This window comes from Amycolatopsis sp. cmx-11-12 (assembly GCF_046269425.1).
In the GTDB taxonomy this organism is placed as follows: domain Bacteria; phylum Actinomycetota; class Actinomycetes; order Mycobacteriales; family Pseudonocardiaceae; genus Amycolatopsis.
In genome coordinates, this window is the sequence record NZ_JADNQM010000052.1 from 1 (window position 1) to 26393 (window position 26393).

A 26393-nucleotide genomic window follows, 5' to 3' on the forward strand; every position below is an offset into this window, starting at 1 on the left:
TGCCGAAGGACCTACCTTCATCTCCGACACAGCATTGCTTTCAAGCGACTCTGGCTTCTACATCAGAACCTCTCAATCGCATTCGAGACACACGATGGAAAGAACAGACCAGCACTAGATTCCGCAGGTCCGTGGGTCCGCCGTCTGCCCAATGATGAATATGGTGAGCGTGACAGTTCTTCGGCCGCCGATGACAGCCCGGGAACGCGCACCCCCGATCCCGGATATTCAAGGCTCGGCGCTGGCCCGGGGTGACGAACCGCCTCAGCCGCCCCACATCCAACGGCTCGCCAGCGGCATTGAGCACCACCGGAAGCATCAGACAATCGCAGGCAGCCATACGGGCTTCGCGGGCAGTCATCGTCCCGACGAAATCGAGGCACGCCGTTCCGAGGCCGGTCTTCAGCTCCTCCAGACCGATGGTCACATGCACCAAGGTCCGGTAGCCATTGGTTCCAGGCTGATCCGGACAGGCCACCGCGAGGTCCACGAGGTCGACCCAGGCGTCACCCTGACGTTCGGCTTTGCTGCGCAGATCCGCCTGACCGAACTCATCCACCGGACGCGGCTTCGCATAGGCCTCCAGCGCCGCCGCGGTCCGGGCCCCGGACTCGTCATCGAGCAGGCCCTTCAGATTCCAGAACCCGTCCTTCCGGCGTTCCAACGTCAGTTCACGGCGGGGCTGGGCGGGTTCGGGATCCTTGGGCTCCTTGCCATCCGGGTCGAGCCATCCCAGCAACTGCTCCCCGAGATCCGACACCTGCCGAGGACCCGCATCCCGGGCCAACCCAGCGAGGGTCTTCTCCGCATGCTCCCGATCCTCCACCGCCACCTCGGCCGGGATTTGCCGCAGGAACTCCAGGATCTGTTTGATCCGTTCCTCGCCGATCGCGCCGTCCGCCGCCGCCGCGCCGGTCGCGGGCGCGAACGCCGGGATCTCGGTGCCATCCAAGGCGCGGGTGGGGTTCAGGTCGATCGCACGATTCACATACGGCCGCGCCTCACCAACAGACAACCCGGCGATATCGGCGAACCACGACACCGTCGTCCCATAGCCGTACAAGTCTTTCACGCCACGAGACTCGACCTCGGCCAAATACCGGCCCAACCCGGCGGACGCTACCCGCATCACCTGCAGGAACTGCTGCACGCCGTGGGCAAGCTCCAGCTTGCCAGCGCGCCACAGTTCCTGCGGCAACTCGGGAAGGATCGTCTCGGACACACCTCCATAATACCGCATTTCTGTCGAACATGTGTTCGTAATTTTACGTTACCGCGAACCGGCGCATTTACCACTGAAGGGTGATCCGGTCGGTTCGCGTGGTTACCGCATTTAGCCGACTAATTGCGGGGAACCCCGGCCGAAAGCAAGCGTTCAGCCAGAATCCGGCACCGCTCCCCCAATTCCACCGGCTCGATCACCTCGAAAGAATGTCCCAGCACCACCACATGCATCAGCAGGAAATCGAGATCCCCCGCCCCGCTCAGCACCTCACACCGCGCGTCCCCACGCGGCCGCACGACAGCCGCCGAGGCGGAAATCTGCGCCCTCACAACCGAAGCGGGCGCGTGCACCAGAAAACGTGCCTGATGCTGATAGACCCGGCTCGTCACGTTTTCCTGGACGTAGGCCGCCGCGTCAGGCGCCGGACGCGGGCGGAATCGCCACGCCCGCGCGGAAACCTCCGTCATCCGGTCGACCCGGAAGTTGCGCCAGTCGTCCCGATCGAGGTCGTAAGCCAGCAAATACCAGCGCCGTCCGGAGGCCACCAGCCGATAGGGCTCGACCCGTCGCCGCATCACACCAGAGGACGACGGATAGTCGAATCCTGCCTCGACCTCGTCCCGGCAGGCCCTGGCCAGGGTCATGAGCACGTCGGGGTCGATCGGCGCGCGGCTTCCGTCGAAGGAGACCACCGAGCCGGAGAGCGCGCGCACCTCGTGTCGCAGTCTGACCGGCAGCACCCGGTCGAGTTTGGTGAGAGCCCGGAGCGCGGCCTCACCGTTGCCCGCGCCGGCGAGCAGGGAGACAGCGGTCGCGATCGCTTCCTCGTCGTCGAACAGCAGCGGCGGCATGTCATGGCCTGGGCCGAGCTGGTAGCCGCCGCCGACGCCGTTGCTGGCCTGCACCGGATAGCCGAGCGCACGCAGCCGCTCGATGTCCCGCCGGATCGTGCGCGGGGTGACGCCGAGCCGTTCCCCCAGTTCGGGACCGGTCCACACGGCGCGCTGTTGCAGCAGCCCGAGCAGGGTGAGCACCCGCTCCGTCGTACCCCGTTCGTCCTCCATGGTCCCAGACTGCCAGAGATAGCGGACCGATCCTGTCCGCTAGGCATGCGAGAGTGTCACCATGAACCGCAAGAGCCGCGAAATCCAGGTCACCTTCGACGCCCACGACCCGAAGGCGCTGTCCACCTTCTGGCGCGATGCCCTGGGCTACGTCCACCCCGGCCCGCCGGGGGTCGACGTGCCCGAGGGCACCGATCCGCTGGACGCCTGGGACGAGTTCCTCGAACGTGTCGGCGTGCCCGAGGATCAGCGCAACTCCCGGTCCGCGCTCAAAGACCCGGCCGGCGAGGGGCCGCAGATCTTCTTCCAGCAGGTCCAGGAGGACAAGATCGCCAAGAACCGCGTCCACCTCGACATCCGCGCCGCACCCGGGCTTCAGGGGGACGAGCGGATGGCGGCCCTCGAAGCCGAATGCGACCGGCTCGTCGGGCTCGGGGCGAAGCGGATTCAGCGCTTCGAGCCCGAGCAGCCGCTGAGCCTCGGCTTCATCGTGATGAACGACCCCGAGGGCAACGAGTTCTGCCTGGACTGACTCAGACCGTCGTCACGGCGATCGCGCTGTCCTCCAGGGAGCCGAAATAGAGGGTTCCGGCCCGCTCACGGACCCCGACGAGCACATGGAACCCGTCGATCTCCCCGCGCAGTTCGTGCACCTGCTTCCCGTCCGGCGTGACACCCCGCACCCCACATTCCCGCGCGGGCGCGGGTTGAAGCGACGTCGGCAGCGCGCGGACACCGGCCCGTAACGGCGCGGGAAGCTTCTGCACCAAGGAAAGCGCGGGGACCTTCGGGCTCGCCACGGTGATCCAGATCAGCCCGTCGCTGCCGGTCGAGATGTTGTCGGGGTATCCCCACAGGTCGTCGACCAGGTAATCCTGCGTACCCGCCTTCTCGCCAGTGAGCCACACGCGAGCGACCCGGTAGGCGCCGGTCTCGGCAACGGCCACATAGGACTCGTCGGGTGGCAGCGCGACGCCGTTGGCGAACTGGAAACCGTCGGCGAGCTGCTCGATCTTCCCGTCCGGGGTCCGCCGCAGGAGACGCCCGCCGCCGGTCTGCTCGATCAGGTCGTCGCGCCACTTCTCGATGCCGAAGCGCCGCGACGAGTCCGTGAAGTACACCGTGCCGTCGGAAGCCACGGCGGCGTTGTTGCAGAACACGAAGTCGAGACCCACCGCCGAAGTCGCCAAAGTGGTGACGTCGCCACCGGCGAGCGGCATGGTCAGCAGACCGGCCTTGGCGTCGCAGATCAGGAGGTCGTCGCCGTAGAACTCCAGCCCCAGCGGGCGGCCGCCGGTGTCGCCGAGGACGTCGATCCGCTTGCCGTCCGGCGCGACGCGCAGGACGCGCCCGTCGTCGACGCCGGTGTAGATCCGGCCCTGGTCGTCGACAAGGACGTCCTCGGGACCGTGCCCGTTGACCGGGATGACCGTGACCTCGCCGAACGCCATCGCGTGTCTCCTATCGATAGGTGAGCAGTTCCGCGGTTTCCGCCTCGAAATGCGGATGTTCGTTGAACGACAGCAGGGTCACCCCGCCGCGGCCGGACACCAGTTTGGTGATGCCCGCGTTCACGGTGACCCGGTTCAGTTTCAGCAGCCCGGCCTCGGGCGTGCCCATCAGCGCGCCGCAGACCGTGGCGATGACCCCGCCGGAGCTGAAGACGACGGCGTGCTCGCCCTTGCCCAGCGACGCCACGAGATCGGCCAGCGCGTCCTTGACCCGCTCCAGGAACTGAGGCCAGGTTTCGGCGCACGGTCCGGCCAGCCCCGCCGCGATCCACGCGCTCAGCGCACCGTCCAAAGCGGCCTGATACGCCCGCGAATCGGTCTGCTGGACACCGGCGGCGTGGTACTTCGCGATATCGACGTGGTCGTATTCGTTCCAGCGCTCGTCCTCGACGACGGCGATCCCGGAGCCGAGCACCTTCAACGCCGTCGCGGCCGTGTCCCGTTGCCGGGCAAGGGAACCGGAGCGCGCCTGGCTGAATTCGACGCCGCGCCGCAGCAGTTCCGCACCGACCACAGTGGACTGTTCGAAGCCGCGCGGCGAAAGCTGGTCGTAGTTTTCCGCGCCGAACGACGCCTGCCCGTGCCGGACCAGGTAGATCGCACCCATCTACGCGTGTCCTCCTCCGATGATCCGGCGGCAGCGCCCGTCCAGATAGCCGACGAACTGCCAAAGATCCTTCAGCGCCGGATTGTTCGTCTGTCCACTGTGGAATCGGTAGTAGATCTGCTGGATCACCACCGCGAGCCGGAACAGGCCGTACACCTCGTAAAACGTCCAGTCGCCGATCTCAAGACCGGATCGCTCCGCGTACCGCCGCACGAATTCGTCGCGCGTGTACATCCCCGGCACGTGCGTCGGCTGACGACGGCTGAGCTTCATCACGTCGTCATCGTCGTCCTGCACCCAGTACGCCAGCGTGCTGCCCAGCTCCATCAGCGGATCGCCGAGCGTGGCCATCTCCCAGTCGAGGACGCCGACGATGTCGAGATCGTCGTCGAGCACCAGGTTGTCGAGCCGGTAGTCGTTGTGGATCAAGCAGATCTTCACCTCGGACGGCTGATTCTCCTTCAGCCACGCCATCACCTCGGCGCAGTCCGGGACGTTCTCCGTGCGTGCCTTGAGGAACCGCTCCGACCAGCCGCGCACCTGCCGTTCGACGTATCCGGCGCCCTTGCCGAGGTCGGCCAGTCCCGCGGCCTCGACGTCGACGGCGTGCAGTTCCACCAGCCTGTCGACGACCTTGCCGCACAGCTCACGTGCGCTCTCCGCCGGAAGTTCGAGATCAGCGGGCAGATCACCGCGCAGGATCAGGCCTTCGAGCCGCTCCATCACGTAGAAGTCGCCGCCGAGCACGGTTTCGTCGTCGCAGAACGCGAGCACCTCAGGCACGTAAGGGAAGACCGGCCGCACCGCCCGTTGGACCCGGAACTCGCGGCGCATGTCGTGCGCGGACGCGGCCTTGTGCCCGCCGGGCGGGCGCCGCAGGATCAGCTCGCGGTCCGGATAGGTCAGCAGATACGTGAGATTCGAGGCCCCACCCGGGAACTGACGAACCTGGGGCGGCGGGTCACCGAGTCCGGGCACCTGTCCGGTCAGCCAGGCATGCACCGCGGCGGGATCGAACGAGTCCTCGCCGCGTACTTCGACGGTCTTGTCCGCGGCCACCGTCATCCGAACTTCTTCAGCATCGACGCCGGGACGAACGGGAAGAGCTTCGAGAGCACGCTCCACGGCCACGTCGGCACGAACGCCTTCGCCGTCTCGGATTCGATCGCCTTCACCAGCGCCTGCGCGCCGGGCTCCGCTTTGACGGCGGCCGGGAGCTTCGAGATGTCCTCGTTCATCTCCGATTCGATGAATCCGGGAAGCAGTGTGGTGACCTTGATCGGCGTCTTCAGCAGCTCGATCCGGGTGCCCTCGGTGAACGCCGAGATCCCCGCCTTCGAGGCGGCGTACGCGGTGGCGTTGCCGGGAACACCGCGAAGCGCGAGGAAGGAGGAAACGACCACGAGGTGGCCGTTCTTCTGCTTGCGGAAGATGCCGACGGCGGCCTCGATCTGGGCGGCCGCGGCGAGGAAGTTCGTCTGGAGCGTCTGGCGGTTGGCGTCGAACCGGCCGGTGCCGATCCGCTGCCCCTTGCCGAGCCCCGCGTTCACGATCACGCGATCGAGGGAGCCGAGTTCCTCGCGGAACTCCTCGAAGACGGCGAAGACCTGGTCGTGGTCGTTCACATCCAGCTTCCGGGTGACCACGGTGATGCCGGGGTACGCCTTCTTGAGTTCCGCCGCGAGGGCTTCCAGCCGATCGACACGGCGGGCGGCCAACGCCAGGTTGCGGCCTCTGGCGGCGTACTGCCTCGCCATTCCCTCGCCGAGTCCGGAGCTCGCCCCGGTGATCAGGATGTTCTTCCGCAGGACCATGTCCGGAGCGTACCGGTTGGTAACAAGTCTGGCGCCCCGCGTTTGAAGAGCACGGACAGGCGGCTGCCCCCGACGCCTGGGGTTCGCCGGGGGCAGCCTGTCCGATAAGGGTCCTACTTCACCTGGAGCAGCTTGTTCGCCGTGCCACCGGTCGGGTTGCTGATCTTGCCGTCCGCAGCCGCGGCGACCAGGCCTTCGGAGACCTGGGCCGGGGTGGCGTCGGGGTGAGCCGACAGGTAGAGCGCGGCAGCGCCGGCGACGTGCGGCGCGGCCATCGAGGTACCGCTGATGGTGTTCGTGGCGTCGTCACCGGTGCCCCACGTGGACGTGATGTCGACACCCGGCGCGTAGAGGTCCACGACCGAACCGTAGTTCGAGAAGCTGGCCTGCTTGTCGGTCTTGTCGCTGGCGGCCACCGTGATGGCCTCCTTGACGCGGGCAGGCGAGGTGGTGCCGGCGTCGGAGGACTCGTTGCCCGCCGCGAGCGCGAAGGTCACGCCCTTCGAAATGGCTCCCTTGACCGACTCGTCCAGGGCGTCGTCCGCGCCGCCGCCCAGGCTCATGTTGGCGACCGACGGGCCCTTGGCGTTCGCCGCGACCCAGTCGACACCGGCGACGACACCCTCGGTGGTGCCGCTGCCGTTGGCGTCCAGCACGCGGACGCCGACGATCTTCACGCCCTTGGCGAGGCCGTGGTCCGTGCCGCCGATGGTGCCGGCGACGTGCGTGCCGTGGCCGTGCTCGTCGTTGGGGGTGTCGTCGTTGTCGACGAAGTCCTTGCCGCCGGTCGCGCGGTCACCGAAGTCCTTGTGCGAGCCGCGGACACCGGTGTCGATGACGTACGCGGTGACGTTGTCGGCCTTGGTCGGGTAGGTGTACTTCTTGTCGAGCGGCAGGTCCGCCTGGTCGACGCGGTCGAGGCCCCACGACGGCGGGTTGTCCTGGGTCTCGCTGATCTTGAACGTCTTGTTCTGCACGACGTATGCGACCTGCGGGTCGGCGGCGAGACGCTTCGCGGCGGCTTCGTCGGCCTTGATCGAGAAGCCGTTCAGCGCCGAGCCGAAAGTGCGGGAAAGCGTGGTGCCGTACTGACCGGTGAGGCCCTGCGCCTTGGCGGCGACGTTCGCGGTGATCTCGCTCGCCGCGGCCACGCCCTGGCCGACCGCGGTGGGCTTGAGGACGACGATGTAGCTGCCACCGACCGCGTTGGCCGCACCGGCGCCGCGGATCTCACCCTGCTGGTCGGCATTGGCCGCACCGGCGCCGAACGTGGCGACCGCCGCGGTCACCCCAGCGAGGGCGACCCCCGCCATCAAGCCGTTCCGGGACTTTCGGGACTTCAGGTTCTTCCGGGACTTGCTCACTGGTTCCCTTCCTGCCGCGCCGCGGATCACCCGGGAGGATGATCGTTGCTGAGAGCCATGCAAGCCGGTGCGCTGGTGGCCGGGCAATGATTCACAGTTACCAGTACTAGGCCAAAAGGAGTAGTGACGCTCGTCCGGAAAGGCGTTTTCGCCTGGCAGAAGGTGCCCCCGAAGCGTTACCTCAGACTGTTAAAGTTATTCGTGTTGTTATCAACCGGGCGGTGTCAAGAAACGGCAGACGGGGGCGGTCGGACAGCATATGGCGGCGGGGAGCGCTATCACGGACGAGGACGACCAGCCGCGTACGGCGTTCGCCACCGCGTTGCGGTCGGCCATCGCGACCAGCGGACTGAGTCTCGACCGCATCCAGGCCCGGCTCCTGACGCGCGGCGCGTCGGTCAGTGTCACCGCGTTGAGTTACTGGCAATCGGGGAAACGGCAGCCGGAACGGCAGAGTTCGCTGTCCGCGGTGCGGGTCCTCGAGGAGGTACTGGCGATTCCCGCCGGGTCGCTGCTGAGCCTGTTGCCGCCGCCTCGGCCGCGCGGGGCGTCGTCACGCCGGAGCCGCGCCACCACCGAACAGCCGATGACCTTCCCGCTCGAAGCACTCCAGGCCCTGTTGGAGAAGGTCGGCGCGCCGAACGCGCTCGAACAACACCATCAGCTGAAACTGGTCGGCCTGCACGACCTGTGCGAGATCGCCGCGGACGGCGGACAGCGCGCGGTGACCGCGCGGGCGGTGTTCCAGGCGGGCGCGGACGGGCAGGACCGCTGGCTGCTGGTCTACGCCCAAGGTGATCCCGGGGCGGGACCACCGGTGCTGAACACGTTGCGGAACTGCCACGTCGGCCGCGCCGAGGTCGACGACGAGCACGGGCTCACGGTGGCCGAACTGCTCTTCGACCGGCCCATCGACCGCGGCGAGACTCACCTGATCGAGTACTCGTTGACGAACCCCGGGCCGCCGTATCCGGAGTGCGAGAACACGCATTACCGCGAGTTCCGGCGGCCCGTCCGGGAGTACCTGCTGGAGATCCGGTTCGACCCGGACACCATCCCGACGAAATGCTGGCAATACAGCAGACAAGGAACGTCGCCACTGGACCGGAAGGAACTCAAACCGGACCAGGGCAGCGGCGTCCACGCCGTCGCACTCGACTTCGGTCCCGGGGTCTTCGGCATCGACTGGGAGTGCTAGTGGTTGCCATCGGAAGTCCTTCGGGGGTATTCGGCGGATCCAGGTTTCCGCTGGGCGTGCGGCCGCGAGGTCCTCGTACCGGTGTTGTACTCGGGCCTTGCGGCCGTGCGTCCAGCGGAAACCTGGGCCGTCGAGACCCCCGGAGGACTTCCGATGGTGACCACTAGTGCAGCTTGTTGCGCAGCACCTTCCCGGTCGCGTTGCGTGGTAGTTCGTCGAGGAACTCCACCTCGCGCGGCACCTTGTACCGGGCGAGGTTCGCCTTGACGTACTCGCGCACGCCGTCGACGTCCAGATCCGACTTCTCGGCCCGCACGACGAACGCCTTCAGCCGCTGCCCGAACTCGGGGTCGTCGACGCCGACGACCGCCGCCTCGATCACGTCCTCGCGCTCGACCAGGAGGTTCTCCACCTCGATCGGGAAGACGTTCTCGCCGCCGGAGACGATCATCTCGTCGTCGCGGCCGTCGATGAACAGCAAGCCGTCCTCGTCGAAGTGGCCGACGTCGCCGCTGGAGAGCAGCCCGTCGATGATCTCCTTGTTCCGCCCGTCGGTGTAGCCCTGGAAGCTCAGCCCACTGCCGACGAACACCCGGCCGGTGACGTGCGGCTCGGTGATCCTGCCGCCTTTCTCGTCGTACAGCGCGACCTTGCAGCCGACCGGCGCGCGGCCGACGGTGCCCGGTGCCTTGCGCCAGTCCTCGGGCGTCGCGACCGTGGCGACCGCGACCTCGGTCGAGCCGTAGAGGTTGTGCACGACGTCCCCGAACGCGGCGGTCGCGCGGTTCCCGAGGTCCGGGGACAGCGCGGAGCCGGCGACGAAGATGATCCGCAGGCACGAAGTGTCGTACTTGGCGCGGACCTCTTCTGGCAGGTCGACGATCCGCTGGAGCATCGTCGGCACGAGGACCAGTGTGGTGCAGCGGTTCTCCGCGACGCCACGCAACGTCTCCTCCGGCACGAACTTGCGCCGCATGACGACCTTCGAGCCGAGCGCGAAGGACAGGATGAACTGCGACAACCCGGTGCCGTGGAACAGCGGCGCGCCCATGTAGGTCGCCTCGCCGGTCCGCAGCGGGATGCGGTCCAGGAACTGCGCCGACGCGAGCGCGGAGGTGTGCGGCCGCGGCGCGCCCTTCGGCGTGCCGGTGGTGCCGCTGGTCAGAAGGATGAAACCGCCCGGTTTCGCGGGCGCGGGCCACGGGCGGTCGTCGGTGCTGGCCACCAGTTCGGTGACGATCGGGATGTCGTCCGAGCGCGCGGTGTCCGGATCGACCCACGCGAGGTAGTGGTCGACGTCGCCCTCGACCGCGTTCAGCAGGTCAGTGAACTCCTGGTCGTACACGAGCGCAGTGACGCCTTCGCGCTTCGCGACGTCCGCGAGCTGTGGTTTGGCGAACCCGGTGTTCATCAGCAGCAGCTTCGCGCCGAGTTTGCCGGAGGCGAGCATCGTCAGCACGAGACCTCGGTGGTCGCGGCACAGCGCGGCGATCACCGAACCCGGGCCGAGGCCACGTTCGGCCCACGCCCTGGCCAGCGCGTTCGACTGGGTGTCGAGCTGTTTGAAGGTCAGCGGCCCGAGCTCGTCGATGATGCCGGTCGCGGTCGGGTCCCGGCGGGCGGCGATCATGGTGGCGCCGGCGAACGGGCCCCACTTCCGCACGAGGACCAGCGAACGCAGACCCTCGTCGACCCGGGGGATCGGGAGCAAGCCCGCTTGGCGCATCACGTCGATGCTGCGCACGGTCTCGGTCACCTTGCCCGCCACCAGGGTGGCGAGGCCGGTGGGGTTTCTCATCCGGGCACCTCCGTTGCTGCTGCGGCGAGACACCATGCCGCCGTCGTTCGCGTACCGGCGGTATGGGGTTGCTACTCGACAGTAGCCGACCGGTAGCTGCAGCGCACTAGCGTGCTCGTGACAGAAATGTCGGTGGCAACTAGCACAATGGCAACGTGCAAGCGTTCGCAGGTCAAGAGGAAGATGGCGACTTCGCGATCGCTCTTTCCGGACAACCTCCACGCCGGGGCCTGAAGCTCCCCGCGTTCGTCGACGAAGTACGGAGTCTGGAGTCGGAGCACGCGCCACGCTGGGTGTTCCCGTCGGTCGAGCGGGCGTACCCGGCGCTGATCAAGGCAGGCGTCCGGGTGCGGCGGTGTCATGACCTGGCGCTGACCGAGGGTCTGCTGCTGGCCCACGAGGGCCGCCCGAAGGAGTCGCGGAGCCTGCACGCCGCGCTGGCCAGGGCGAACGGGCAGGAGGCGCCCGCCGACGAGCCGCCGCCGTGGGCCGAAGACGACCAGCCGACGCTGTTCGAGACACACGGCCCACGGTTGCCCGCCGGGGTCACCCTCGTCGAGGCGGCTCGCCGTGTACTGGCCGAGCAGGAGAAGCGGGTCGCGCTCGCCGAACATCCGGAGCGGCTTCGGCTGCTCTTCGCGGCGGAGTCGGCGAGCGCGCTGGCGGCCGCGGAGATGTCGGCCGACGGGCTGCCGTGGCGGGCCGACCTGCACCTCGAACTGCTCGCCGACCAGCTCGGGCCGCGAGTCCCGGCTGGGCAGCGGCCGAAACGGCTGGTCGAACTGGCGGCGCAGATCAGCGACGCGTTCGGCGGGCGTCCGGTCAATCCGGACGCCCCTGCCAGCGTCGTCCGGGCGCTGGGGCGGGAGGGCATCGAGGTCACCTCGGCCAGGAAGTACCTGCTGCGCGACATCGACCACCCCGCCGTCCCGCCGCTGCTGGAGTACAAGGAACTCGCGCGGCTGCATTCGGCCAACGGCTGGACCTGGCTCGACGAATGGGTGCACGACGGCCGATTCCGCCCGCACTACATCGTCGGCGGCGTCGTTTCGGGCCGCTGGGCCAGCCGAGGCGGGGGCGCGTTGCAGATCCCGAAGGTGCTCCGGACCTGCGTCCGCGCCGATCCGGGCTGGAAGCTGGTGGTCGCCGACGCCGCGCAACTGGAGCCGCGGGTGCTGACGGCGTTGTCCGGGGACCGGAAGCTGGCCGAAGTCGCCGCGGCCACGGATCTGTACGCGAGCCTCGCCGAGGCGATGTTCTCCGGAGTGCGCCGCGTGCCGGTGCCCGCCTGGGACGACAGGGACGATCGCGACCGGGCGAAGATCGCGATGCTGTCGGCGATGTACGGCGGTACGTCCGGCGAGGCCGGGCCGTTGCTGGCACTGCTGCGGACCAGGTTCCCGGACGCGGTGTCCTATGTGGAGCGTGCCGCGCAGGCAGGGGAACGCGGCGAGCGCGTCCGCTCCCGGCTGGGCCGGACCTCACCCGCGCCGTCGGAAGCCTGGCGCGCACTGACCGGCGGCTTCACCGACGACGAAGCGGCCGAAACGAAGGCGCGTCAGGCGTCGCGCGGCTGGGGCCGATTTACCCGGAACTTCGTCGTGCAGGCGAGCGCGGCGGACATGACCGCGGTCCTGCTGGCGACCCTGCGCGGCAAGCTTCCCGCCCCCGCGCACCTGGTTTTCTTCCAGCACGACGAGGTCTTGGTGCACACCCCGGCCGAGTTCGCCGACGAGGTCTCGCAGTCCATTGTGGACAGCATGACGGAGGCGGCGCGGATGCTGTTCGGTGCCGCCTGCCCGGTCCGGTTCCCGCTGCACATCGCGGCCGTGGACACCTACGCCGACGCCAAGTGAGTTCTCCGCCCAATCACGCGAGTTCTCCATCTGATCACGCGTGTGCGCCGCTCAATCACGCATGATCGCCGCCCAATCACAAGAGTCCCGCCGCCCGTCACGGTGGCCCGTGATTGAGCGGCGATCACACGTGATCAGGCGGAGAACTCGCGTGATTGGGCGGAGAACTCGGGTCAGGAGGCGGCGTCGTCCAGGGCCTTGATGACTCGCTTAAGGGAGACGGGGTGGGCGGTGCCGAGAGTTTGGGCGAAGAAGCTCACCCGCAGTTCCTCGATCATCCACCGGATTTCCTGTAGGGCGGGGGAACTCGTCCCTGGCGGCTGGGCGTCGAGCGCGGCCTGATACTCGTTGCGGAGCCAGGCGACGTCGCCGGTGCGCTGGAGGTCGCGGGTCGGCTCGGTCGGGAGTTTCTCCAGCCGCCGTTCGATCCCCCGCAGGTACCGGACGACGTGCTTCAGCCTGTCCTGCCCGGTTTCGGTGACGAAACCCTTGTGCACCAACCCGTTCAGCTGCGTCCGGATATCCGCGAGCGAATCCGCCGGGCCACGGGTGTCGGCCAGCCGCGTTTCGACGTCGTTCGCGGCGCGCAGGATCTTCTCGACATTGGTCAGGACGTCGAGCACTCCGGCGTTCAGCCCGGCGCGCACCTTTTCCTGCAGGACGGCGAAACCGGCCTCGTCCCAGCTCGGACCGCCGTTGTCGGTGACGAGCTGGTCAACGGCGCAGTCGACGCAGTCCTCCAGCAGTGCCGCCACCGAACCGTGCGGATTGCGGTTCAGCACGAGCTTCGACGAATTGCCGAGGTTGCGGGTGATGAACTTCATCGGCGACGGCAGGTTCAGCCGCAGCATCCGCCGCGTGCCCGCCCACATCGATCGTTCCTGCTGTCCCGGCGTGTCCAGCAGCCGCACCGCGACGGTGCCGCCCTCGTCGACCAGCGCCGGATACGCCTTGACGTCGTGCCCGCGCTGCTTGCTCGCGAACACCTTCGGCAGCTCGCCGAACGCGGGCCTGGTCAGGCCCTCGCGCTCGATACTGTCGGCGGCCTTCGAGATCGTCGCCCGCACCTGGCCGCTCAGATCCCGTTTGAGCGCCTCGAGGTCCTTGCCCTCGGAGACCTTCTTGCCGCGGACGTCGACCACGCGGAAGGTCATCTTCAGATGCTCGGGTACCGCGGACAGCTGCCAGGCGTCGTCGGGAATCACCACCCCGCGCAAGGCCTCCAGTTCGTCCGCGACGGCGTGCAGCAGCAGCCCGTCGGCGGGGCCGACCCGCGACAGCACCAGTTTCGCGTGGTCGGGCGCCGGCACGAAGTTGCGCCGGATCGCCTTGGGCAGCGACTTGATCAGCTGCGTCACCAGTTCTTCGCGCAGGCCGGGGACCTGCCAGTCGAAGCCGTCCGGGGTGACCTGGTTCAGCACCGGCAGCGGGACGTGCACGGTGACGCCGTCCGCGTCCGCGCCCGGCTCGAACTGGTACGTGAGTTTGAACGTCTGGCTGCCCTGGGTCCAGAAATCGGGGTAGTCGGCCTCGCGCACGCCACCCGCGGTCTCGTTGATGAGCATCGTCTTCTCGAAGCTCAACAGATCAGGCTCGGTGTGCCGCGCCTTCTTCCACCAGCTGTCGAAATGCCGCGCGGAGACGACGTCGGCCGGGACGCGCTGATCGTAGAACTCGAACAGCGTCTCGTCGTCGACCAGGATGTCGCGGCGGCGGGCCCGGTTCTCCAGGTCCTCGACCTCGTCGAGCAGCGCACGGTTCTCGCGGAAGAAGTGGTGCCGAGTCTCCCAGTCACCCTCGACCAGCGCATGCCGGATGAACAGTTCGCGGCTCATCTCCGGGTCGATGCGGCCGTAGTTGACGCGGCGGTCTGCGACCAGCGGGACGCCGTACAGCGTCACCTTCTCCAGCGCCATCACCGCGCCCTGCTTGCGCTCCCAATGCGGCTCGGAGTAGTTCCGCTTCACCACGTGCCCGGCGAGCGGCTCGACCCATTCCGGCTCGATCCGCGCGTTGACCCGGCCCCACAGGCGCGAGGTCTCGACCAGTTCGGCCGACATCACGAACCGCGGCTGCTTCTTGAACAGCGCCGAACCCGGGAACACCGAGAACCGTGCCCCGCGCGCGCCGAGGTAGTCACCCTTGGCCGGATCCTTGAGCCCCACATGCGACAACAGCCCGGCGATCAGCGACGTGTGCACACGTTGCGGATTGGCCGGGCCGTCGGTGTTGAGGGTGATGCCGAGGGGTTTGGCCAGCTGACGCAGCTGGCTGAAGATGTCCTGCCATTCGCGGATGCGCAGGTAGTTCAGGTACTCGTTGCGGCACAACCGGCGGAACTGGTTGGTGGACAACGCCTTCTGCTGCTCGCTGACGTACTCCCACAGGTTCAGGTACGCCAGGAAGTCGGACGTCTTGTCGGCGAACCGCGCGTGCTGCTCGTCCGCCGCCTGCTGCTTTTCCGCCGGCCGCTCACGGGGGTCCTGAATGGACAGTGCGGCGGCGATGATCATCACTTCGCGCACACAACCGTTGCGCGAGGCCTCCAGCACCATCCGCGCCATCCGCGGGTCGACCGGGAGCAGCGCGAGTTTGCGGCCGGTCTCGGTCAGCTTCTTGCCGTCGGTCATCTCGAAAGCGCCGAGTTCCTGAAGCAACTGGACGCCGTCGGTGACCTGGCGGCGGTCCGGCGGCTCCACGAACGGGAACGCCGCGATGTCGCCAAGGCCGAGCGACGTCATCTGCAGAATGACCGACGCGAGGTTGGTCCGCAGGATCTCCGGATCGGTGAACTCGGGCCGCGCGTCGAAGTCGTCTTCGGAGTACAGCCGGACGCAGATACCGTCCGAGGTCCGGCCACAGCGGCCCTTGCGCTGGTTCGCCGACGCCTGCGAAACCGGCTCGATCGGCAGGCGCTGGACCTTGGTGCGGTGGCTGTAGCGCGAGATCCGCGCGGTGCCGGGGTCGACGACGTACTTGATGCCCGGCACGGTCAGCGAGGTCTCGGCGACGTTGGTGGCGAGCACGACGCGGCGCCCGGTGTGCCGCTGGAACACGCGATGCTGGTCCGACGACGAGAGCCGGGCGTACAGCGGCAGGATCTCGGTGTTGCGCAGGTCTTGTTTGGACAGCGCGTCCGCCGTGTCCCGGATCTCCCGCTCCCCGGACAGGAACACCAGGATGTCGCCGGGACCCTCGTACTGGAGTTCGTCGACGGCGTCGCAGATGGCCTGCGTCTGGTCCCGGTCCTGGTCGGCGGCGGGGTCGTCGGGGTCGATGATCGGCCGGTAGCGGACCTCGACCGGATACGTCCGGCCGGAGACCTCGACGATCGGGGCGTCGTCGAAATGCTTGGAGAACCGCTCCGGGTCGATGGTCGCCGAAGTGATGATCACCTTGAGGTCGGGGCGGCGCGGCAGCAGCTGTTTGACGTAGCCGAGGATGAAGTCGATGTTGAGGCTGCGCTCGTGGGCCTCGTCGATGATCAGCGTGTCGTACTGCCGCAGCATCCGGTCGGTCTGGATCTCGGCGAGCAGGATGCCGTCGGTCATCAGCTTGACCAGCGTGTTCTGGCCTGACTGGTCGGTGAACCGGACCTTGTAGCCGACGGCCTCGCCGAGTTCGGTGTTCAGCTCGGAGGCGATCCGGTCGGCGACCGTGCGCGCGGCCAGCCGCCTCGGCTGTGTGTGCCCGATCTGGCCCCGGATCCCGCGGCCGAGTTCGAGGCAGATCTTCGGCAGCTGCGTCGTCTTCCCGGACCCGGTCTCACCCGCGACGATCACCACCTGGTGGTCGCGGATGGCGGCGGCGATCTCGTCCTTGCGCTGGCTGACGGGCAGCTCTTCGGGGTACGAGATCTTCGGCACGCCGTCGCGGCGGCGGGTGACCCGTAGTTCCGCGGCCTCGATGTCGACCTCGATCTGCGCGGTGATCGACTCGGCGTTCCGCGCTTTCCGGGCACCGTCGAGCCGGCGCCGGAGGCGGTGCTCGTCGCGCGACATGAGTTCGGGCAGGCGAGCGCGCAGGGCGCCGAGCGGGGAAGGGCTGCGGGATGGGGTGCTCTGAGAAGCCATGACCGGCACCAGGATAGCCGTGCGTGACGATCAGGGCCTCCGAATATCCCGCACGTCACCACCACCCCTCGCAATTCGGCACCTGGTTGCGGTAGTTGGCAGGGCGAACTACCGCAACCAGGTGCCGAATTGCGGGGGGTCAGGGGCGCGTGAGGGAGGCGGGGGTGAGGTCGGCGAGGGTGCGGTGACCGGACAGGCCCATGGTCAGGTCGAGGTCGGCGAGCAGGCTCCGCAGCACATGCCGGACGCCGTCGGCCCCCGCGTGCGCGAGCCCGTACACCCACGGCCGCCCCACCAGCACGGCCTTCGCACCGAGCGCGAGCGCCTTGGCGATGTCGGCGCCGGTGCGGATCCCGGAGTCGAACAGCACCTCGATCCGGTCCCCGACCGCGGCCACGACCTCCGGGAGCATGTCGAGCGAACCGACGGCGCCGTCGACCTGGCGACCGCCGTGGTTGGACACGACGATCCCGTCCATCCCGGCCTCGACGGCGCGACGCGCGTCGTCGAGGTGCTGGATGCCCTTGAGCACGATCGGCCCGTCCCAGTGCTCGCGCAGGAACGGCAGCCGGTCCCAGGTGAGATCGCTGCCGGTGATCATCGAGATCCAGCGCAGGATCGCGGTGGGCGCGTCCTCTTCGGGCGTTTTCTCCAGCAGGCCGCGGAACACCGGGTCGCTCAGCGGGACACCGAGTCCCTCGCCCTTGATGAACGGCAGATACGCGTGGTCGAGGTCGTTCGGGCGCCACGCGAGGGTCCAGGTGTCGAGCGTGACCACGAGCGTGGTGAAGCCCGCGGCCTTCGCCCGCGCCAGGATGCTCGCGCAGACGTCGTTGTCGGTCGGCCAGTACAGCTGGAACCAGCGCGGCCCCTCGCCGCTGGCCTCGGCGACGTCCTCGATGCTCGTCGAGGACGCCGTCGACATGATGTAGGGCAGGCCGACCGACGCCGCCGCGCGGGCGGCCGCCGGTTCCGCGCCCTCGTGCACGATCGACTGGACGCCGACCGGCGCCAGCAGGACCGGCGCCGGCACCGGCGTCCCCAGGACGGTCGTCGACAGATCGCGTTCGGTGGAGCCGGTGAGCATGCGCGGCACCAGGCGCCAGCGGTCGAACGCCTCCCGGTTGGCGCGCGCGGTGGCGCCCGAACCGGCCGAGCCCGCGACGTACCAGAACGGGCCGGGGTCCAGGATCTCCTTCGCCGACTCCTCCAGCTTCGTGGCGTCGGTGGAGCACGGCGGGAAGGTCCCGCCGAGCCCCTGCAAGTAGATCTCGTTCTGGTAGCCGCCGAACCGCTCCGTCACCCAGGCCTCCTCGTCACGTCGCCCGTGCCACCTCATCGCGGCCTTCGCGGGTCGAAGTGCCCCGGACGATACCCGCCGGTAGCAACCAGCTGAGTTTCTCCGAGCGGATGACCGCGACTGGACCGATCACGGCCAGCAGCAGGACGTAGCCCGCGACGAACGGCGCGACCCTCGAGTCCAGCCCCGCCGCGGTCGCCATCGCGGCGAGCACCAGCGAGAACTCTCCGCGCGTGAGCACGGTCAGCCCGATGTTCACCCCGGCCTGGCGGTCGAATCCGTGCAGCCGTGCGGCCAGCGCGCCCGCGCCGAGGTTCAGCACGATCGTCAGCGCCACCGCGATCAGCACCGGCACCACCACCGAACCGACCGCGTTCGGGTCGATGCTGAGGCCGAAGATGAAGAAGAACAGCGCGCCGAACGCGTCCCGCAGCGGGAGCACCAGCTTGTGGATACGCGGCGCGACCTTCGAGCCGCCGAGCATCATGCCGACCATGAACGCGCCGATGGCGTCGGACACCCCGACCTCTTCGGCGACGGCGGCACCCATCACGGCGACACCGACGAAGCAGACGGTCAGCAGTTCGTCGTCGGCCGAGCCGAACAGCTTCGACACCACCCGGCCGCCCCAGCGGGCGAGCGCGGCCATCACGATCAGGAACGCGAAGGCCTTGCCGAAATCGGCCATGGCCGACCCGAAACTCCCGGCGCCGGACAGCACCGGTTGCAGCAAAGCCAGGTACAGCGCGAGGAACAGGTCCTCGATCACGATGATGCCCATGATCAGCCGGGATTCGGGGTTGTTCATCCGGCGGGCTTCGAGCAGGAGTTTGGTGACGATCGCCGACGACGAGATCCCAATGGCACCGGCGATGACCAGCGCTTCCCTCGTCCCCCAGCCGAGCAGGAAGCCGAAGGCGAGCCCGCCGCCGATGTTGAGGATCAGGTAGATCAGCCCGGACCAGACGAGTTTGCGCCCGCCCTTGGCGAGATCGTCGAGGGAGAATTCGAGGCCGAGGTAGAACAGGAGGAAGACGAGACCGAGACCGGCGAGCACTCCGAGTTCGCTCGGGTCGTCCACAAGGGACAGTCCGGGGGTGTTGGGGCCGAAGACGAAACCGGCCAGCATGAACAGGGGAATGGTCGGCAGCCCGATGCGGGCGCCCGCTCTGGCGATGACACCGGCGGCGAGGAACGCCCCGCCGACGGCCAGCAGGGCATGACCGGAACTCATGAGACCTCCGATGGTGGCTGATGCGGTTATGGGGACCGGATCAGCGCGGAGGCGCCCGTGCGGCCGCCTGGGGCACCGCACGGCTGACGACGACGGGCTCACCCTGCTCAGGGGCGGGGCCGGCGTCGGGGAGGTCGACGGTCGCCGTTTCGGCGGGCACGTCGGCGAGGGGAACGGCTTGGCCGCCGTGGAAGGCGGGCAGCGGATGGGTCGCGAAAACGGCGACGGGGTCTTCCTTCGCGACGCCGCCATGACCGTGGGGGACGGTCGGCGTGACGAAGGCGAAGACGAGCAAGATCAGCAGAAAGAAGACGGAACGGTGCCGTGAGGCGGGGGCACGGTTCGTCGTCATCTGCCCGACACTTTACCAGTCCTTTATAGACAAATCGACGAGAGATCTGTCACGGGTCACGCCACATCGGCCGCATCGACGGCCCGCCCTCGGCCGCGAACGCCGGGCCGTGGTCACGGAAACCCAAGCGCCGGTACAGTTTCGCGCTCTCCTGGCTGCTGGCATCCAGGTACGCGGGCACGGTGCCGTTGCGGTCGAGCCCATGCCGCAGCAGCCTCGCGCCGATCCCCTGCCGCTGAGCACTCTTGCGGACGCCGATGAACTGCGCGTGGTGGTAGTCGCCGCCGGGGGCGTGCTTCGTCATCAACTCGAACAACGCGGCGAGCCTGCCCAGTTCTTCCCTGGTGAGCCCGGAGAACGCGTCACCGTCCACGTCTTCGCCGCCGCCGGGTGTCCAGAGGACGGCGGCGGACAGGTCGCCGGTGACGTCGACGTGGCCGCCCGCGGCCAGCGTCCCGCGCAGGATCGCGCGATGGAAGATCGGCAGCGCCACCGCGCGGCGCGCATCGCCGGGAAAGACCCACACACTGACAGGGTCCTCGTGAAAGGCCTCGGACAGCACGTCGACCACAGTGTCCATTTCGGACGGTGCGGCGGCGCGCACGATCATCGCCCCGACCTCAGCGGAGCGGGTTCACGTGCTTCACCCTCGTCTTCGAGCGGGCCGCCGATCGCGGCGTACGTCTCGGGATCCCGGGTCCGCAGTACCTCCGCGCGCAGGAAACCCACCAGTGCCGCGAGGACGATCAGGCCGGGCAGGCCCCAGCGCAACAGGAAGCTCCCGGCCGGACCGAGCAGCAGGTCGAAGTTGAGCAGGATCAGCGCGAGGACGGTCGACAACGCGAGGATCGCCAGTCCCGGCGCGATCCAGCGGCGCCAAGCGTTTTCCGCGTGGCGGCGCCGTTTGAAAAAGCCGATCACCGAAAGCGAGACGGCGATCATGATCACCACGACACCGGTCGACGCCGTCGCGCCGAGCCACACGAACAGTTCGGTGACCGGGTCGCGGCCCGCGATCGCGAACGCGGTCACCACGACCAGCGCGAGCGCTGTCTGCGTGAGTGAACCGCCCACCGGCGCCCCGGTGCGCTTGCTGGTCTTGGCCAGTGAACGCGGCAGCAGCCCTTCCCGGCCCAGCGCGAAGAAATACCGCGCGACGGCGTTGTGGAAGCTCAGCAGCGCCGCACACTGGCCGGTCACGAAGAGCGTGTAGGCGATGTCGGCGAACGTGCCGCCCAGATGCTCGCCCGCCAATGTGAACAGCAGATCCGGCCCCTGTGCGGCCGCGGTGGTCACGATGACGTCGGGTCCGGTTCCCACGGCCAGTGCGAGCGACGAGACGACGTAGAGTACCGCCGCGAGACCGATCGCCGCGAACGTCGCCCTGCCGACCGTGCGGCTGGGTTCGCGGGTCTCCTCGCCGTAGGTCGCCGCGCCCTCGAAGCCGATGAACGCGGCGGCGGAGAACGCGAACACCGCGCCAACGCCGGTGGTGAACAGGCTCGATGGTTCCAGCGGCACGAAGGAAACGCTGCCACCGGCGGGATTCGCGAACAACGCGATGTCGACGATCGCCACGACGGCGACCTCGAGGCACAGCGCCACCCCGAGCACCTTGGCGTTGAGATCGACCCGGAGGACACCGAGCGCGCCGATGATCAGCGCCATGATCAGCGCGCACAGCCACCACGGCGGAGGGGACCCGGTGAGCGTGCCGAGCCAGGTCGACACCGACCAGCCGAACAGGCCGTAGATGCTGATCTGGATGGCGTTGTAGGAGATCAGCGTGACGAACGCGATCCCTGCGCCGGTGGATTTGCCGACACCGTTGGCGACGTAGGGATAGAAGGCTCCCGCGTTGGTGATGTAGCGGCTCATCGCCGCGTACCCGACCGCGAACAGCCCCAGTATCGGGGCGAGCAGGAGGAACGACAGCGGCACACCGACACTGCCGGTGACCGCGTAGTTCGTCGGGACCCCGCCCGCGATGGCGAACAGCGGACCCACCGCGGCGACGACGAAGAAGACGATCTGGGCGGCACCGAGCCGCCGGTGGCCGAGGACGCGCCTCGGCCTGTGCGTACCCATTGACCCGTCCCCCCGGACGTCGAATGGCGGTGAACACGGTCGGTTCGTGCTCTTGATCTTGATCTTGATCTTGAGAGGCCATCCAACCTTAGGGCCGGACAAGGCGGCGAGATACGTCCGTTCAGGCTAAAAACGGACCTCGGGTCGCAGTGGTCCGGCGGGTACCGCTACTTTGGCCGTCCCGCACCACAACGCCGGAGGGCGTGCATTCATGCGTCGGCTGACCTTGGTCGATTCCCTGTTCTTCCTCGCCCACGACGAGTTCACCGGAAAACCCGCGCTGCGCCGCACGGGGCTCGGCATCGGAATGGCCGGCTCCGCGCTCTGTGATCTCCTCCTCGCCGAGCGGATCACCGTGGAACGCAAGCGAATCCGGCCGCTGTCGCGACGTGGCCTCGCCCATCCCGCGCTGGATCGGGTGTTCTCGGAAATCCTCCGCGAAGGCGAGTGGCACACCGTCCGGGAATGGGTCGACCACCTTCGTCACGATCTCGGGGAAACAGTCGCCGACAATCTGCTCACCGCGGGAGTGATCAACCGCGAGACCGACCGGGGGCTCATGCGGAAGAATCACCGGTACCCGCCACGGGATCTGCTGATGTCGACGGCCGCGCGCAGCAAGGCAAGGGCCGCCGTACTCGGCACCGAACGGCCGGATCCGCATTCGGTCTGTCTTGCCCTGCTGGCCTGGACCATCGGTCTCGACGATCTCTGCGAACCGGAACTCGACCGCGCCGGGCTGCGGGCGTGGGCCGAGGCCACCCACCGCGAACTCCCGAAGGCGCTGGCCGAGCTGATCTCGGGTGTGGACGCGGTGGGCGCCGCCGTCGTCTACACCGGCGACCGCCACTGACGCTTTCCCGGGCTACCGCAAGTAGAGGACTAGTCGCGGTCTCGGCCGGCGGCCAGCAGGTCGTCGGCGGTACGGGTGTTGATCACCCGGTCCGGCTCGATCCCCAGTTCGGTCGCCCGCGCACAGCCGTAGACCAGCCAGTCCAGCTGCCCGGGCGCGTGCGCGTCGCTGTCGATCGCGAAGTCGCAGCCCAGGTCCACGGCCAGGTTCAGCAGCCGCGTCGGCGGGTCCCGGCGTTCGGGACGCGAGTTGATCTCGACGGCCACCCCGTTGTCCCGGCAAGCGGTGAACACCGCCTCGGCGTCGAACTCCGACTCGGGCCGCTTCCCGCGCGCGCCCATCACCAGCCGCCCGGTGCAGTGCCCCAGGACCCGGACCCTCGGATGCTGTACCGCCGCGAGCATCCGCGGCGTCATCTCCTTCGCGGGCATCCGCAGTTTCGAATGCACGCTCGCGACGACGAAGTCCAGCTGCTCCAGCAGTTCTTCCTCTTGGTCGAGGGTGCCGTCGAGGTGGATGTCGACCTCGATGCCGTGCAGGATCCGGAACGGCGCCATCGTCTCGTTCAGTTCCGCGACGACGTCCATCTGCCGCCGCAGCCGTTCGGGCGAGAGCCCATTGGCGACGGTCAGCCGGGGCGAATGGTCGGTCAGGACCATCCATTCGTGCCCCAGCGCGCGGGCGGCCTCGGCCATCTCCTCGATCGGGCTTCCACCGTCGGACCAGTCCGAATGGGTGTGGCAGTCGCCGCGTAACGCCGCCCGCATCGGGCCACCGTCGGGCAGTTTCGGCTCGCCGATCTTCTCGAAATACGCGGGACGACGCCCGGCGAGGACGTCTTCGACGACGGCCGCGGTCGCCTTGCCGATATTCGGCAACGCGGTCAGCGTGCCGGCCTCGGCGCGTTTGCGCAGGTCGTCCGGCTTGACCTTGGCGATCACCGAAGCCGCCTGCCGGAAGGCCCGCACCCGGTAGGTCGGCTCGCCCGCGCGCTCCAGCCGGAACGCGATCTCCCTCAACGCCTGCGCCGGTTCCATGGCTACCTGTCTACCCCGTCAGCGGCGTAAGGGCAGCTCATGCAGAGCGACATCGCGCAACTCGCCGTCGCGGATCTCGGCGGTCTGGTACGTGCAGAACGGCTGACGCCGCCGGTCGGTCGGCGAGCCGGGGTTCAGCAGCCGTAACCCCTTCGGCGTGACCGTGTCCCACGGGATGTGGCTGTGCCCGAAGACGAGGACGTCGGTGTCCGGGAAGAGATCGTCGCAGCGTCGCTCGCGGCCTTGTTTGCCGCCGGTTTCGTGGATGACCGCCAGCCGGACGCCGTCGAGGTCGGCCCGCGCGACCTCGGGAAGCCGCTCCCGCAGATCCGCGCCGTCGTTGTTGCCGTAGACCCCGATGAGCCGCTTGCTCCGGGCCTCGAGTTCGTCCAGCAGAGCGACCTCGACCCAGTCACCGGCGTGGACGACTACGTCCGCCGCCTCAACCTCGCGCCAGACCTGGTCCGGCAGCGCCTTGGCACGCGGCGGCAGATGCGTGTCGGCGATGAGCAGCAGGCGCATCACTCGTCTCCGATGGCCCCGAGGATCCGGTCCAGGAAGTCGCCGATATGGGCACGCAGCAGCCCGGCGGCGCCGTCCGCGTCACCCTTCTTCGCCGCCGCCAGTACCGCCTTGTGCTCGTTCCATTCCTTGCGCCAGCTGGGATTCGCCTCCCAGCCGACCACGCTGATCAACGCGGCGCGGTCCTTGAGGTCGTCCAGCATCGAGACCATCAGCGGGTTTCCGCAGCCGCTGTAGAGCGCGCGATGGAACCGGCGGTTGAGCAGGCTGAGCTCGGCCTGGTCCTTGTCCGAGATCGCCGCCGACGCCTCTTTCAGCGCCTCGGCGGCGTCTTCGAGCAGGTCCGGCGACCGGCGTTCCACCGACCGGCGCACGGCTTCGGGCTCCAGCACCATACGGACGTCGTAGACCGACTTCGCCAGCTCCGCGTCCACCACGCACACCGACGCGCCCTTGTACGGGCTGAAGGTCACGAGCCCCGAGTTCGACAACACCTTCAGCGCTTCGCGGACCGGCGTCTTCGACACCCCGAGCCGGGCCGCGAGTTCGGCTTCGACCAGCGCCTGACCGGGTTTCAGCTCGCGGGTGAGGATGCCGCGGCGGATCTCGTCGAGCACCACTTCGGTGCGCGAAGCGGGCAGGTTGAAGGTCGATACCATCGGGCAATCATATATGAGATGCCATAATCGTGGTCATGAGGAACCCTGAAGAACTCCGGAGCCATCGCTGGTTCGGCGGCGACGAACTGCGCGGTTTCAGCCACCGGGCCCGGAGCAGGCAACTCGGCTACAACCCGGAAGAGCATCTCGGGAAACCCGTCATCGCGATCCTCAACACCTGGAGCGACATCAACCCCTGCCACATGCACTTGCGCGAACGCGCGGAACAGGTCAAGCGCGGGGTGTGGCAGGCGGGCGGTTTCCCACTGGAGTTCCCGGTCGCGACGCTGTCGGAGACCTTCCAGAAGCCGACGCCGATGCTCTACCGCAATCTGTTGTCGATGGAGACCGAGGAGATCCTGCGGTCCTACCCGATCGACGGCGCGGTCCTCATGGGTGGCTGCGACAAGACGACCCCGGCGTTGCTGATGGGCGCGACGAGCGCGGGCCTGCCCGCCCTTTTCGTGCCGGCGGGCCCGATGTTGCGCGGGCACTGGCGGAACGAGGTGCTCGGCAGCGGCACCGACATGTGGAAGTACTGGGACGACAAGCGTGCCGGGCTGATCGGCGACGAGGAACTGTCCGAATTGGAGCGTGGACTCGCCCGTTCCCCCGGCACCTGCATGACGATGGGAACCGCCGCCACGATGATGTCGGTCGCCGAAGTGCTCGGGCTGACGCTGCCCGGCGCGGCGTCGATCCCCGCCGTCGACTCGGCGCACCACCGGATGGCCGCGGCGAGCGGCGCGCGGGTGGTGGACATGGTGTGGGAGGACCTCACCATCACGAAGATCCTCGACGAGCGCGCGTACGCCGACGCGATCACCACCGTGCTCGCACTCGGCGGCTCCACCAACGCCGTCATCCACCTGATCGCGATGGCCGGTCGCGGGCGGATCCCGTTGTCCATCGACGATTTCGACGCGATCGCGCGCAGAGTCCCCGTGCTGGCGAACATCCGGCCCGGCGGGGACTGGCTGATGGAGGATTTCTATTACGCCGGCGGACTTCCCGGCCTGCTCTCCCGGCTGACCGACCTGCTGCACACCGATCGCGTCACCGTCACCGGCAAAACCCTTGGCGAGACGCTGAAAACGGCGCGAGTGCACAACGACGACGTCATCCGCACCCGCGACAACCCTGTCGCCGCCGAAGGAGGGGTCGCGGTGCTTCGGGGCAATCTGGCGCCGTCGGGCGCGGTGATCAAGCACATCGCCGCGGATCCCCGCCTGCTGGTCCACACTGGACCCGCGGTGGTTTTCGACGACTACAAGGACTTGAAGGCACGTATCAACGATCCCGCGCTCGGCATCACCGAGGATTCCGTTCTGGTGCTGCGCGGTTCCGGCCCGCTCGGCGGCCCCGGCATGCCCGAGTACGGAATGCTGCCGCTGCCCGATCACCTGCTGGCCAAGGGGGTCCGGGACCTGGTCCGGGTCTCCGACGCCCGCATGAGCGGCACCAGTTACGGCGCGTGCGTGCTGCACGTCGCGCCGGAATCCCACGTCGGCGGGCCGCTCGCGCTGGTGCGTGACGGCGACCCCATCACCTTGAACGTCCCTTCGCGACAGCTCAGCCTTGAAGTCGATGATGCGGAATTGCAACGCCGCCGGGCACAGTGGACACCGCCCGCCCCGCGCCACGAACGAGGTTACGGCGCGTTGTACGCCGAACACATCACGCAAGCCGACGCGGGCTGTGACTTCGATTTTCTCGCTCATGTGGGTGAAAATCCCGAACCTGACGCCCAGTGACCACCCGACGGAGTGGCCCGATCACCCAACCGGGCGAGTTGCAGGCCCACAAAACGCGCCCCGTATCTTGAACGTACGTCCGGA

General features: G+C 68.3%; 22 protein-coding genes. 5 read left to right on the forward strand and 17 right to left on the reverse strand.

The window, feature by feature from the left end; genetic code table 11:
- Positions 1-40: 40 nt before the first annotated feature.
- Together ACLARN_RS40425 and ACLARN_RS40430 are read right to left on the reverse strand one after the other, a co-directional pair.
- A complete protein-coding gene (locus tag ACLARN_RS40425) occupies positions 41-1222 on the reverse strand; it encodes a DUF222 domain-containing protein (RefSeq protein WP_409496765.1) in 1182 nt (393 codons plus the stop codon).
- A gap of 119 nt (positions 1223-1341) precedes the next feature.
- On the reverse strand, positions 1342-2289 hold the full coding sequence (locus tag ACLARN_RS40430) for a helix-turn-helix transcriptional regulator (RefSeq protein WP_409496766.1): 948 nt from the start codon (positions 2287-2289) through the stop codon (positions 1342-1344).
- A 61-nt stretch (positions 2290-2350) separates the two neighbouring features.
- Between ACLARN_RS40430 and ACLARN_RS40435 the strand changes: the two genes are divergently transcribed.
- On the forward strand, positions 2351-2821 hold the full coding sequence (locus ACLARN_RS40435; RefSeq protein ID WP_409496767.1) for a VOC family protein: 471 nt from the start codon (positions 2351-2353) through the stop codon (positions 2819-2821).
- Position 2822: 1 nt separating this feature from the next.
- Here ACLARN_RS40435 and ACLARN_RS40440 read toward each other — a convergent pair whose 3' ends face one another.
- From ACLARN_RS40440 to ACLARN_RS40460, 5 genes are all read right to left on the reverse strand, one after another.
- Entirely contained in the window at positions 2823-3740 is a 918-nt protein-coding gene (locus ACLARN_RS40440; RefSeq protein WP_409496768.1) for an SMP-30/gluconolactonase/LRE family protein, read from the reverse strand.
- A gap of 10 nt (positions 3741-3750) precedes the next feature.
- Complete coding sequence (locus ACLARN_RS40445) at positions 3751-4407, reverse strand: histidine phosphatase family protein (protein ID WP_409496769.1); 657 nt, start codon at positions 4405-4407, stop codon at positions 3751-3753.
- Positions 4408-5472, reverse strand: coding sequence for a phosphotransferase family protein (locus tag ACLARN_RS40450; protein WP_409496770.1), 1065 nt, complete (start codon positions 5470-5472; stop codon positions 4408-4410).
- Positions 5469-6221, reverse strand: coding sequence for an SDR family oxidoreductase (locus tag ACLARN_RS40455; RefSeq protein WP_409496771.1), 753 nt, complete (start codon positions 6219-6221; stop codon positions 5469-5471). Before ACLARN_RS40455 ends, ACLARN_RS40450 begins: the two co-directional genes overlap by 4 nt.
- A 113-nt stretch (positions 6222-6334) precedes the next feature.
- On the reverse strand, positions 6335-7585 hold the full coding sequence (locus ACLARN_RS40460) for a S8 family peptidase (protein WP_409496772.1): 1251 nt from the start codon (positions 7583-7585) through the stop codon (positions 6335-6337).
- 259 nt (positions 7586-7844) lie between these two features.
- Between ACLARN_RS40460 and ACLARN_RS40465 the strand changes: the two genes are divergently transcribed.
- On the forward strand, positions 7845-8783 hold the full coding sequence (locus tag ACLARN_RS40465; RefSeq protein WP_409496773.1) for a hypothetical protein: 939 nt from the start codon (positions 7845-7847) through the stop codon (positions 8781-8783).
- Between the two features lie 163 nt (positions 8784-8946).
- Here the strand turns inward: ACLARN_RS40465 and ACLARN_RS40470 are convergent, their stop codons facing one another.
- Positions 8947-10581 (reverse strand): acyl-CoA synthetase, encoded by a 1635-nt coding sequence (locus ACLARN_RS40470; protein WP_409496774.1) that lies wholly within the window; start codon positions 10579-10581, stop codon positions 8947-8949.
- A gap of 155 nt (positions 10582-10736) precedes the next feature.
- Here ACLARN_RS40470 and ACLARN_RS40475 point away from each other — a divergent pair, with 155 nt between their 5' ends.
- Entirely contained in the window at positions 10737-12437 is a 1701-nt protein-coding gene (locus tag ACLARN_RS40475) for a bifunctional 3'-5' exonuclease/DNA polymerase (protein WP_409496775.1), read from the forward strand.
- 173 nt (positions 12438-12610) lie between these two features.
- Here the strand turns inward: ACLARN_RS40475 and hrpA are convergent, their stop codons facing one another.
- The 6 genes from hrpA to ACLARN_RS40505 form a co-directional block, all read right to left on the reverse strand.
- The gene (hrpA, locus tag ACLARN_RS40480) at positions 12611-16438 is read right to left on the reverse strand and encodes an ATP-dependent RNA helicase HrpA (RefSeq protein WP_409496805.1); all 3828 of its coding nucleotides are present in this window, start codon (positions 16436-16438) and stop codon (positions 12611-12613) included.
- 211 nt (positions 16439-16649) lie between these two features.
- The gene (locus ACLARN_RS40485) at positions 16650-17813 is read right to left on the reverse strand and encodes a lactate 2-monooxygenase (RefSeq protein WP_409496776.1); all 1164 of its coding nucleotides are present in this window, start codon (positions 17811-17813) and stop codon (positions 16650-16652) included.
- 13 nt (positions 17814-17826) lie between these two features.
- The gene (locus ACLARN_RS40490) at positions 17827-19044 is read right to left on the reverse strand and encodes a cation:proton antiporter (RefSeq protein WP_409496777.1); all 1218 of its coding nucleotides are present in this window, start codon (positions 19042-19044) and stop codon (positions 17827-17829) included.
- Between the two features lie 40 nt (positions 19045-19084).
- On the reverse strand, positions 19085-19396 hold the full coding sequence (locus tag ACLARN_RS40495; protein ID WP_409496778.1) for a hypothetical protein: 312 nt from the start codon (positions 19394-19396) through the stop codon (positions 19085-19087).
- A 49-nt stretch (positions 19397-19445) separates the two neighbouring features.
- Entirely contained in the window at positions 19446-20006 is a 561-nt protein-coding gene (locus ACLARN_RS40500; protein WP_409496779.1) for a GNAT family N-acetyltransferase, read from the reverse strand.
- Complete coding sequence (locus ACLARN_RS40505; protein ID WP_409496780.1) at positions 20003-21484, reverse strand: APC family permease; 1482 nt, start codon at positions 21482-21484, stop codon at positions 20003-20005. The genes ACLARN_RS40500 and ACLARN_RS40505 overlap by 4 nt, the downstream gene beginning before the upstream one ends.
- A 211-nt stretch (positions 21485-21695) precedes the next feature.
- On the opposite strand from ACLARN_RS40505, the gene ACLARN_RS40510 reads away from it, so the two are divergent.
- Complete coding sequence (locus ACLARN_RS40510) at positions 21696-22337, forward strand: GOLPH3/VPS74 family protein (protein WP_409496781.1); 642 nt, start codon at positions 21696-21698, stop codon at positions 22335-22337.
- A 29-nt stretch (positions 22338-22366) separates the two neighbouring features.
- Here ACLARN_RS40510 and ACLARN_RS40515 read toward each other — a convergent pair whose 3' ends face one another.
- The 3 genes from ACLARN_RS40515 to ACLARN_RS40525 are packed head-to-tail and all read right to left on the reverse strand — an operon-like array spanning position 22367 to position 24555.
- On the reverse strand, positions 22367-23374 hold the full coding sequence (locus ACLARN_RS40515) for a PHP domain-containing protein (RefSeq protein WP_409496782.1): 1008 nt from the start codon (positions 23372-23374) through the stop codon (positions 22367-22369).
- Positions 23375-23392: 18 nt separating this feature from the next.
- Positions 23393-23896, reverse strand: a complete 504-nt coding sequence (locus ACLARN_RS40520) for a metallophosphoesterase family protein (RefSeq protein WP_409496783.1) — start codon at positions 23894-23896, stop codon at positions 23393-23395.
- Positions 23896-24555 (reverse strand): GntR family transcriptional regulator, encoded by a 660-nt coding sequence (locus tag ACLARN_RS40525; RefSeq protein ID WP_409496784.1) that lies wholly within the window; start codon positions 24553-24555, stop codon positions 23896-23898. The genes ACLARN_RS40520 and ACLARN_RS40525 overlap by 1 nt, the downstream gene beginning before the upstream one ends.
- Before the next feature lie 35 nt (positions 24556-24590).
- On the opposite strand from ACLARN_RS40525, the gene araD reads away from it, so the two are divergent.
- Positions 24591-26309 (forward strand): L-arabinonate dehydratase, encoded by a 1719-nt coding sequence (gene araD / locus ACLARN_RS40530; RefSeq protein ID WP_409496785.1) that lies wholly within the window; start codon positions 24591-24593, stop codon positions 26307-26309.
- The last annotated feature ends 84 nt before the right edge of the window (positions 26310-26393 follow it).

Coding starts and splice junctions, on each gene's coding strand:
- ACLARN_RS40430 (WP_409496766.1), bottom strand. CDS start 2,289: ATGGAGGACGAACGGGGTACGACGGAGCGGGTGCTCACCCTGCTCGGG.
- ACLARN_RS40435 (WP_409496767.1), top strand. CDS start 2,351: ATGAACCGCAAGAGCCGCGAAATCCAGGTCACCTTCGACGCCCACGAC.
- ACLARN_RS40440 (WP_409496768.1), bottom strand. CDS start 3,740: ATGGCGTTCGGCGAGGTCACGGTCATCCCGGTCAACGGGCACGGTCCC.
- ACLARN_RS40445 (WP_409496769.1), bottom strand. CDS start 4,407: ATGGGTGCGATCTACCTGGTCCGGCACGGGCAGGCGTCGTTCGGCGCG.
- ACLARN_RS40450 (WP_409496770.1), bottom strand. CDS start 5,472: ATGACGGTGGCCGCGGACAAGACCGTCGAAGTACGCGGCGAGGACTCG.
- ACLARN_RS40455 (WP_409496771.1), bottom strand. CDS start 6,221: ATGGTCCTGCGGAAGAACATCCTGATCACCGGGGCGAGCTCCGGACTC.
- ACLARN_RS40465 (WP_409496773.1), top strand. CDS start 7,845: ATGGCGGCGGGGAGCGCTATCACGGACGAGGACGACCAGCCGCGTACG.
- ACLARN_RS40470 (WP_409496774.1), bottom strand. CDS start 10,581: ATGAGAAACCCCACCGGCCTCGCCACCCTGGTGGCGGGCAAGGTGACC.
- hrpA (WP_409496805.1), bottom strand. CDS start 16,438: ATGTCGCGCGACGAGCACCGCCTCCGGCGCCGGCTCGACGGTGCCCGG.
- ACLARN_RS40490 (WP_409496777.1), bottom strand. CDS start 19,044: ATGAGTTCCGGTCATGCCCTGCTGGCCGTCGGCGGGGCGTTCCTCGCC.
- ACLARN_RS40495 (WP_409496778.1), bottom strand. CDS start 19,396: ATGACGACGAACCGTGCCCCCGCCTCACGGCACCGTTCCGTCTTCTTT.
- ACLARN_RS40500 (WP_409496779.1), bottom strand. CDS start 20,006: ATGATCGTGCGCGCCGCCGCACCGTCCGAAATGGACACTGTGGTCGAC.
- ACLARN_RS40505 (WP_409496780.1), bottom strand. CDS start 21,484: ATGGGTACGCACAGGCCGAGGCGCGTCCTCGGCCACCGGCGGCTCGGT.
- ACLARN_RS40510 (WP_409496781.1), top strand. CDS start 21,696: ATGCGTCGGCTGACCTTGGTCGATTCCCTGTTCTTCCTCGCCCACGAC.
- ACLARN_RS40515 (WP_409496782.1), bottom strand. CDS start 23,374: ATGGAACCGGCGCAGGCGTTGAGGGAGATCGCGTTCCGGCTGGAGCGC.
- ACLARN_RS40520 (WP_409496783.1), bottom strand. CDS start 23,896: ATGCGCCTGCTGCTCATCGCCGACACGCATCTGCCGCCGCGTGCCAAG.
- ACLARN_RS40525 (WP_409496784.1), bottom strand. CDS start 24,555: ATGGTATCGACCTTCAACCTGCCCGCTTCGCGCACCGAAGTGGTGCTC.
- araD (WP_409496785.1), top strand. CDS start 24,591: ATGAGGAACCCTGAAGAACTCCGGAGCCATCGCTGGTTCGGCGGCGAC.